A 9,312-nucleotide genomic window follows, 5' to 3' on the forward strand; every position below is an offset into this window, starting at 1 on the left:
TAAAAAGAAAAATCATGAAATCAAATATCAAAAAATCACTTTTCATCGCAAGTCTCGGGGCACTTCTGGCCACGACTTCTTGCAGTGAATCTTTTCTCGACGAGGAAGTCTATTCGACCTTGACGCCTCAATCGCTTACGAACAAACTCGGTTTCGAAGCGGCGTTGGTCGGCCTCTACCAAATGGAAAGCACGTTTTACACCCAGAGCAACGACCAAGGTTATCTTTGCGTCTGGCAAGCCGGAACCGACATCACGTGGCCGGTGCAACCTCAGGGAATCGAGCGTCCGTATTACCATTACAACGAACTCGAATCGAATGACAACGCAGCGAGAATCACTTGGTCTTTGTACTACAACATCATTGAGAACGCAAACAGCATCATCAAGTCGGTTTCGACTACGGATGTTGCCGATATGACCGAAGAAGAAGAACTTTTCGTCGAAGGTGAGGCCAAGTTTTTCAGGGCATTGGCTTACAACAAACTCGCGACTTTGTACGGTGGCGTTCCGTTGATAACCGAACCTGTTACGACGCCTAGAGTCGATTTCGTGCGCGCGCCGTTATCCGAAGTGAACGCATTGATCGAATCCGATCTGACTTTTGCCACGACAAATTTGCCGGCTCCGGGTCAAGTCGCAGGTCGCAAGGAAGGACGCATCACAAAATACACCGCGCATCATCTGTTCTCGGAATTTTACCTGCGCGCCAATCAACCGGCATTGGCCGAAGCACAAGCCGACGCGGTAATTTCGAGCAACGCGTTCAGTTTGGTAGACACGCGTTACGGCGTAAAAGCACAACAGCCGGGCGATCCATTTTCAGATATGTTCTTCAAAGGCAACCAGCGCCGTTCGCAAGGAAATTCCGAAACACTTTGGACGCTCGAGAACGAGAATCCGTCTGACGTTCGCGGCGGAAGTACCGGAAATCCGCAACAGCGAAGAGTTTGGGGCGCGGCCTATCACAACATAAACGGCATGATTCCCGCAGATTCGCTTGGCGGACGCGGCATCGCCCGTATGCGACTCAACAATTGGGTGATCTACAATTTGTATGACAACACCGATATGAGAAATTCCAAATACAACCTGCACAGACGTTTCCATTACAACAATCCGGCGCCTCAATTTGCGGCGATTTACGGACAGGAAGTGCCTTACACCGGATCGGATACGCTCTGGAACATTCCGCCTTATACTTTGAAATGGGGACAATACGATTCGCGCGATGTATTCGGATTTGGAATGTGGAAAGATTTTATCCTGATGCGTCTGGGCGAAACTTATCTGTTCAAGGCCGAAGCACAATTCAAGCAAGGCAATCTCGCCGGCGCGGCCGAAACGATCAACGCTTTGAGAACGAGAGCCAACGCACCGCAGGTTGCTGCATCTGATATCACCTTGGACTTTATTTTGGACGAACGCGTACGCGAGTTGCTGGCCGAGGAAAACCGCCGCATGACTTTGATGCGAACCGGAACTTTGGTGCAAAGAGCTACGCTTCACAATCCCGAACCTCAAGCCCAAATTCAGGGATTGACTTCGACACATTTGCTTTTCCCGATTCCGCTTAGCGAGATCCAGCTCAACACTGGCGCGGTTCTCGAGCAGAATCCTGGTTACGAGAACTAATACTTTTTGGTTAGAGTTAGTTATATTGTTTTTTTACACACTTCATCCTGTTTGCCGATAACGAGCTTCGGCAAACAGGTTTTTTTCCAAAATCGCATCCCGATTCCTAATCTTCTTACAATGAAGTATTTCTGTTTTTTACTTGTCGGAATTTGCTTTTGCTCGACTACTGCGCAAACGAAACTTTCGGGCGATGATTCCCGGGCGTTTTACGTGAACGCACTTCTAAAAATCTCACATCCCGTCTTGGATGCCTTAAGCCGAAACGAGCTTAAAAAGACAATGCCCGTTGAAACCTACGGCGGAACTTGGGGCGACCGCGCGGCCTTAACTCATCTGGAAGCTTTCGGACGCACTTTGTCGGGAATCGCGCCTTGGCTGGAATTGGGTTCGGATGATTCCGAAGAAGGAAAACTCCGCAAGATCTACATCGATATGACTGTGCAATGTCTCAAGAATTCAGTCGATCCGAACTCGCCCGACAAACTCAACTTTTCTGGAGAAGGACAACCTTTGGTAGACGCGGCCTTTCTCGCCAACGGACTTTTGCGCGCCCCGAGTTTGTGGAAGAAATTGGACGAAACCACGCAAAAACGATTGTTGGAAGCTTTCAAATCGACACGAAAAACCTCGCCGCCTTACACGAATTGGCTGCTGTTTTCAGGAACGATCGAAGCCGCTCTCTTGAAATTCGAAGGCGAAGCCGATTTCGTCCGATTGGAATTTGCGCTCAAAAAACACGAAGAATGGTATTTGGGAGACGGAACGTACGGAGACGGGCCCGAATTCCACAACGATTATTACAACAGTTACGTAATCCAACCGATGTTGCTCGACATTCTATCGGTTTTGCAAGAGCACAAATCCAAACTGAAAAATTGGCGCTATCGAGGCGATTACATCGATCGCTCCGACAAATATCTCGAAAGGGCGCGCCGTTACTCCGAAGTTCAGGAACGCTTGATTTCTCCCGAAGGCACTTTTCCGCCAATCGGTCGTTCGATCGTTTACCGTTTCGGAGCTTTCCAGGCGCTTTCGCAGCTGGCGTTGCGTCAGGAGTTGCCCGTTGGTGTGAGTCCGGCCCAAGTTCGGTGTGCGCTTGAATCGGTTGTCAAAAAACAACTTGAAATGCCCGGAACTTTCGACGAAAAAGGCTGGTTGACATTGGGATTTGCAGGACATCAACCCGAACTCGCCGAACCGTATATCTCAACCGGAAGTTTGTATTTGGCTACCGAAGTTTTCCTGGTTTTGGGACTTCCAAAGCAAACCGAATTCTGGTCGGCGCCCGATGCAGATTGGACGCAAAAGAAAATCTGGTCCGGGCAAAAAGGCCAGATCGATCACGCGTACTATCCGGCGAAACCACAACCCGACAAGCGCAACTGGGAAACGTTGATTTCGGCTAAAAATCTGTCAAGCCAAAACGAATTCGACAAGGTCTGGAACGCCTTTTATCCTTGGGGAAATGAGCATAACGGCTCGGCCAGAATGTACAAAAGCCAGGTTTCGGTCAAAGATTCGATTCTGACTATCAAGGCCATTCCGGTTTTGAAATCGGAAGGAAAAAGCAAACACACGCCATTCGAGCAAATCAGGTTCAAATCGGGCGCGGTTCACGCGAAACACCAAATTTTGCTTTCGAAACAATTTCCCGAGTACGAGATTTCGGGCGATTTCAAAGCGCCGATCGCAAAAGGAACGTGGCCGGCATTTTGGATCACGGCCGTAAACGGTTGGCCGCCAGAATCTGACATTCTCGAATTCAAAGGCGATGAGGTCAATTGGCAAAACACTTTCATCACGCAACAAAACGTCACAAGCAAGAAAACCGCGATTGCCGATGCCGATAAATGCTGGCATTCCTACAAGGCGATTCTCAAGTATATTGACGACTCTCACGCACTTCTCACGTATTTTATAGATGGACAAAAAACCGCCGAACACTACACAGATTTCACCGGAAAACCGTTTTGGCTCATCGTGAATTTGCAGATGAACGGCTCGTCGGGAAGCGAAATTCCAACATCTGAAACTAGTTACCAAGCCAAAAATATAGTGCTAAAACGTCTCAAATCGTGAAAAGTCTGTTCCGAAATATCGTCCTTTTGGTTGTTTTCGCTTTCGCGGATGCAAACGGCCAAAAAGCTCGCGAGCGCTTCGTAGGGAATGGTTGGGCGCGCAACACCGTGAACACCGTGATTTTTCGTTCGGATGCCGTCGTTTCTGACAAAAACTGGCAATTCACGGCTTTTTACGACAAAGATGCGAATGTCGTCGTGGCCAAACGCAAGCTGAATTCGGACGAATGGGAAACCAAAAAGACGCGGTTCATCGGCAAAGCCCAAGATGCGCACAACTCGATTTCGATCGCGCTCGACGGAGCTGGATTTTTGCACCTGAGCTTCGATCACCACGATTCCAAATTGCGCTATGCAGTGAGTAAAAAACGGTACGGATTGGACTTTTCGGACGAAGTCCCGATGGTCGGAAATGACGAAAACAAAGTCACGTATCCCGAATTCCACAAACTCGAAAACGGAAATCTGCTGTTTTTGTACCGATCAGGCGCATCCGGACGCGGCAATCTCGTGCTGAACAAATACGATCTTAAGACCAGGAAATGGACGCGAATCCACGAGAATCTCGTCGACGGACAAAACCAAAGAAGCGCATATTGGCAAACGTGCACATCTGGCGGAAAAATCTACATTTCGTGGACCTGGCGCGAAACCTATGACGTGAGCACGAACCACGATCTTTGTTTTGCGATGTCTGACGACGAAGGAAAAACGTGGAAAAAGTCATCGGGAGAAACATATCAACTTCCCATTACCGAAGCGTCGGCCGAGAAAATCTGGAACATTCCACAAAATTCGTCCCTGATCAACCAAACGGCGATGACTGTTGACGAATCTGGAAATCCTTACATCGCGACTTATTGGAAAACGGGAGAAATTCCGCAGTATAAAGTCGTTTACCTGAATGACGGAAAATGGCAAATGAGCGATTCGGGATTTCGCAAAACACCTTTCGATTTGGGCGGCGGCGGTACGAAACGCATTCCTGTCTCGCGTCCGAAGTTGCTTGTCGATTCGAACAAGATGTATCTGATTTTTCGCGATGAGGAACGCGGCAACAAACTCTCGATAGCGCAATCCCAAAAGCCTTTTGCGACTTGGACGGTTTCTGACATTTCAGACGAAGATCTCGCCCAATGGGAACCGAATTACGACCGGAATCTGTGGAAAACGAAAAAACAGCTGCACATATTCGCCCAAAAAACGACCCAAATCGACGGTGAAGGTTTGCTCGAAACGAGTGAATTGCCCGTAAAAATCATAGAAATCACCTTTCCTAAATCTCACTGAAAATGCGTAAAACACTACTCGTCGCATCCATCTTCTCGATTTTCGCGTCTTGTTCGACAGAAAAAAAGGCGAACGACTTCGACGAAACGCTTGCTACGGCGACTTCCCAATATTCCGAACTTTCCAAACGCTTGCCCAAAGGCCGATTCCCTAAAACATACCACGCGGCAAAAGATTCGCTCGAAACCAGCGATTCGGGTTGGTGGTGCAGCGGATTTTACCCCGGAACTTTGTTGTTGCTGAACGAGGCCAAAAGCTCGCCCGAACTCGAAAAATCGGCATTGGATGCTTTGAAGGATCTCGAAAAGGAGCAGTTCAACACGACGACTCACGATTTGGGTTTTATGATGTATTGCAGTTTCGGGAACGCTCAAAGATTGCATCCGTCGCCTGAATACGAGAAAATTTTGATGAACAGCGCAAAAAGTCTCTCGAGCCGTTTCAACGACAAAGCGGGTTGCATCCAATCTTGGGACAGCGCGCCCTGGAACAAAGCCTCGGAAACCGAAATGCCCGTGATCATCGACAACATGATGAATCTCGAATTGTTATTTTGGGCCACGCGACACAGCGGTGACAGCACTTATTACAAGATCGCGACGCGCCACGCCAATACGACGATGAAAAATCATTTCCGTCCCGATTACAGTTCGTTTCACGTTGTGATTTACGGAAAAGAAGACGGAAAAGTCCACAAACGAATCACGAATCAAGGCGCCGCGGACGATTCTGCATGGGCGCGCGGCCAAGCTTGGGGTTTGTATGGCTACGTCGTGATGTATCGCGAAACCAAAGATGAGAACTATCTTGAGCAGGCCAAACACATCGCGAATTTTATCCTCGACAACAAAAATCTTCCGAAGGACAAAGTGCCGTATTGGGATTTCAATGCGCCGAATATTCCTGACGCTTTGCGCGATTCGTCGGCTGCGGCCATTATCGCATCGGCTTTGATCGAGCTTTCAGATTATGTGAAAGGCGATGAATCGAAGCGTTATTTTTCGGATGCCGAAACGATGCTGAACTCGCTTTCTTCCAATAAATATCTCGCCAAAAAAGGTACGAACGGCGGCTTTATCCTCGAACACGGAGTAGGGAATATTCCGGCGAAATCAGAAGTCGATGTGCCTTTGACTTACGGCGACTATTATTTCGTAGAAGCCATGATGCGCTATCAAAAACACCAACACTAAAAATCAAACAGTTATATGAAACGACTGGCAACTGCACTATTCGCCTTGATCGCGACTTCGGTTTTGGCTCAGAACAACGAATGGGAAAATCCCAAGATTGTCGACAGGAATAAGGAAAAGCCACATAGCACTTTTTTCCTTTACGATACTGAAAACGCGGCCAAGAGCGGCAATTCTTCCCAATCGCATCTCGTGAAAAGCCTTAACGGACAATGGAAATTCAGCATTGTTAAATCGCCGAACGACAAACCAAAGGATTTCTTCAAGACCGATTTTGATGAATCGAAAATGAAGCCGATCGCAGTTCCGTCGAATTGGGAATTGCAAGGTTTCGACATTCCGATTTACAGCAATATCGTGTATCCGTTCCCCAAAAATCCGCCGTTTATCGCCCCGAAATACAATCCGGTTGCGACGTATCGCCAGACTTTTTCGGTGCCCGGAAATTGGTCGGACAAACAAGTGATCCTGAACTTCGGATCGATTTCGGGTTACGCCCAGATTTACGTCAACGGAAAAGAAGTCGGGACGACCAAGGCGGCCAAAACAGCAGCCGAATTCGACATTACGTCTTTCCTCAAAAAAGGCGAGAATCTTTTGGCCGTCCAGGTCACGCGCTGGCACGACGGAAGTTATCTCGAAGACCAGGATTTTTGGCGCTTGAGCGGAATCGAGCGCGACGTTTTCCTTCAGGCTTATCCGAAACAGTCGATTTGGGATTTTGAGGTGAAAGGCGATCTGGATGCGACTTACGCAAACGGACAATTGTCTGCCAACGTGCAAATCCGTCAGTTTGGGAATGCGAAACCGGCGGCGGCGAACCTGACTTTTTCGCTTTTTGATGCCGATGGAAAACAGGTTTATACCGAAACCAAAAAATCGGCGGCGACCGTGAATTTTATGGCGAATGTTCCGAATGTTAAGAAATGGAGTTCGGAAACACCGACGCTATATCGGTACGAAATCGTCTTGGATCAAGGCGGAAAAAAGACGTTCGTTTCGGGCAAAACCGGATTCCGCAAGGTCGAGATCAAGAACAGCCAATTGCTGGTGAACGGAAATGCGGTCATGGTAAACGGCGTCAACCTGCACGAACACCATCCTACGAAAGGCCACACGCCAGATCGCGAAATGATGCGAAAAGACATTGCCGTGATGAAACAAAACAACATCAATGCGATTCGTATGAGCCATTATCCGCACGATCCTTATCTGTACCAATTGTGCGACGAATACGGAATGTACGTTTGCGACGAAGCCAACATCGAGACGCATCACATGGGCGCCGAATGGCAAAACGCGTTCGACAAATCGAAACATCCGGCTTATTTGCCAGAATGGGCCGACGCGCATCTAGACCGCATCAAACGCATGCTTGAAACCGACAAGAACCATCCGTCGATCATCGTTTGGTCAATGGGAAATGAGTGCGGAAACGGACCGGTTTTCCACGATGCCTACAAGTGGTTGAAACAGCGCGACAACTCGCGTCCGGTGCAATTCGAGCAAGCGGGCGAAAATGAGAATACCGATATCGTTTGCCCGATGTATCCGAGTATTTCGAACATGAAGAAATATGCGGCCGACAAGACCAAGACGCGTCCCTACATCATGTGCGAGTACGCCCACGCGATGGGAAATTCGAACGGGAATTTCCAGGAATATTTCGACATCATGGCCGCCGACCCTAAAATGCAAGGCGGTTTCATCTGGGATTGGGTCGATCAGGGAATCGAAGCGGTCGACTCCAAAAACGGACGCAAATATTGGGCTTACGGAGGCGATTTGGGAGGAGAAAACATGCACCACGACGAAAATGGCGGCGGAGACGGAATGGTCGATGCCAACCGCGTGCCGGATCCGGGATTGGCCGAAGTCAAAAAAGTGTACCAAGACATCGCATTTTCGTTTGACGGAAAGCAAAACCTCACGATCAAAAACAAGTATTTCTACACGAACCTGAACGCTTTCGACATCAAATGGGAATTGCTCGAAAATGGAAATAAAGTAAAAGAAGGAATTGTCGATTCAGACGCCGCGCCACAAAAATCGTCGGTTTCGAAAATTGATTTGGGCAATCTGTCAGCCGATAAAGAGTACTTTTTGAGTGTTTACGCCTACACGAAATCGGCTACGGAAATGATTCCGGCCAAGCACGAAATGGCGCGAGAGCAATTCAAGATTTCGGGTGATTTCTTCAAGCGAAACGAATCGATTTCGGGCAAGTTGAAAATCGTGAAGTCGAAAGAATCGGTGAGCTTCGAATCGGCTGGCGTAAAAGGGATTTTCGATTTGAAAAAGGGAGAATTGACGTCTTACACATCGGCCAAATCGACTGCCAAAATCGTCGAGAATTTCCCGATTCCGTATTTTTGGCGCGCCCCGACCGACAACGACTTCGGGAACGAAATGCCGCAAAAGCTCGGCGTTTGGAAAGAAGCTTCGAAGGATGCGAAAGTCACGTCGGTAAAAGTCGGAAAACAAACCAAGGACGGCCTTCCGATCGACGTGGTTTACCAATTGAACGGCGCGAAAATTCCGTTCAGCGTAAACTATCTGATCCAAAACGACGGATCGGTCAAAATCACGGCTTCGCTCGAAAAAAAAGGCGCGAAACTTCCTGAGATTCCGCGCTTCGGGATGCGAATGGTCGTCGACGGAAAATTCGGAAACCTCAGTTATTACGGACGCGGCCCGTGGGAAAATTATTCCGACAGAAACACCGCATCGTTCGTAGGGAATTACAAAGGCAAGACCAAAGACGAGTTCGTCTGGCAATATCTGCGTCCGCAGGAATGTGGTTACAAGACCGATGCGCGCTGGTTTTCGGTAACCGACGACTCCGGCTTCGGACTTTCGGTCGAAGGCTCGCAACCGCTTGGTTTCAGTGCGATGAACGTTTCCACGGAAGCGATCGATCCGGGTTTGACCAAGGCGCAAAGGCACATTTCAGATGTCAATCTCGAGGATAAAGTGTATCTTCATATCGATTACGGACAGCGCGGCGTTGGAGGCGATACGAGTTGGGGCGCGTATCCGCATGACGAGTATTTGCTCACCAAAGACGCGTATTCGTACACTTTTACGATCAATCTGCTAAACAACAACTAAGAC

The 9,312-nt window shown here is 48.6% G+C and carries 5 protein-coding genes; all 5 read left to right on the top strand.

Going from position 1 to position 9,312, the window contains the following annotated elements:
• Positions 1 to 14 precede the first annotated feature (14 nt).
• The 5 genes from EOO49_RS00225 to EOO49_RS00245 all read left to right on the top strand — a co-directional run bounded on the left by EOO49_RS00225 (position 15) and on the right by EOO49_RS00245 (position 9,309).
• On the top strand, positions 15 to 1,634 hold the full coding sequence (locus EOO49_RS00225) for a RagB/SusD family nutrient uptake outer membrane protein (protein WP_290841864.1): 1,620 nt from the start codon (positions 15 to 17) through the stop codon (positions 1,632 to 1,634).
• Between the two features lie 120 nt (positions 1,635 to 1,754).
• The gene (locus EOO49_RS00230; protein WP_290841865.1) at positions 1,755 to 3,716 is read left to right on the top strand and encodes a DUF2264 domain-containing protein; all 1,962 of its coding nucleotides are present in this window, start codon (positions 1,755 to 1,757) and stop codon (positions 3,714 to 3,716) included.
• On the top strand, positions 3,713 to 5,005 hold the full coding sequence (locus EOO49_RS00235) for a BNR repeat-containing protein (RefSeq protein ID WP_290841866.1): 1,293 nt from the start codon (positions 3,713 to 3,715) through the stop codon (positions 5,003 to 5,005). The genes EOO49_RS00230 and EOO49_RS00235 overlap by 4 nt, the downstream gene beginning before the upstream one ends.
• A gap of 2 nt (positions 5,006 to 5,007) precedes the next feature.
• Positions 5,008 to 6,198, top strand: a complete 1,191-nt coding sequence (locus tag EOO49_RS00240) for a glycoside hydrolase family 88 protein (RefSeq protein WP_290841867.1) — start codon at positions 5,008 to 5,010, stop codon at positions 6,196 to 6,198.
• 15 nt (positions 6,199 to 6,213) lie between these two features.
• Positions 6,214 to 9,309, top strand: coding sequence for a glycoside hydrolase family 2 TIM barrel-domain containing protein (locus EOO49_RS00245; RefSeq protein WP_290841868.1), 3,096 nt, complete (start codon positions 6,214 to 6,216; stop codon positions 9,307 to 9,309).
• Positions 9,310 to 9,312: the final 3 nt, after the last annotated feature.

It is taken from the genome of Flavobacterium sp., from assembly GCF_004295795.1.
Taxonomy (GTDB): Bacteria; Bacteroidota; Bacteroidia; order Flavobacteriales; family Flavobacteriaceae; genus Flavobacterium.

What these genes read in the sequence shown, in the direction of transcription:
- EOO49_RS00230 (WP_290841865.1), top strand. Translation starts at nt 1,755, where the DNA reads ATGAAGTATTTCTGTTTTTTACTTGTCGGAATTTGCTTTTGCTCGACT.
- EOO49_RS00225 (WP_290841864.1), top strand. Translation starts at nt 15, where the DNA reads ATGAAATCAAATATCAAAAAATCACTTTTCATCGCAAGTCTCGGGGCA.
- EOO49_RS00245 (WP_290841868.1), top strand. Translation starts at nt 6,214, where the DNA reads ATGAAACGACTGGCAACTGCACTATTCGCCTTGATCGCGACTTCGGTT.
- EOO49_RS00240 (WP_290841867.1), top strand. Translation starts at nt 5,008, where the DNA reads ATGCGTAAAACACTACTCGTCGCATCCATCTTCTCGATTTTCGCGTCT.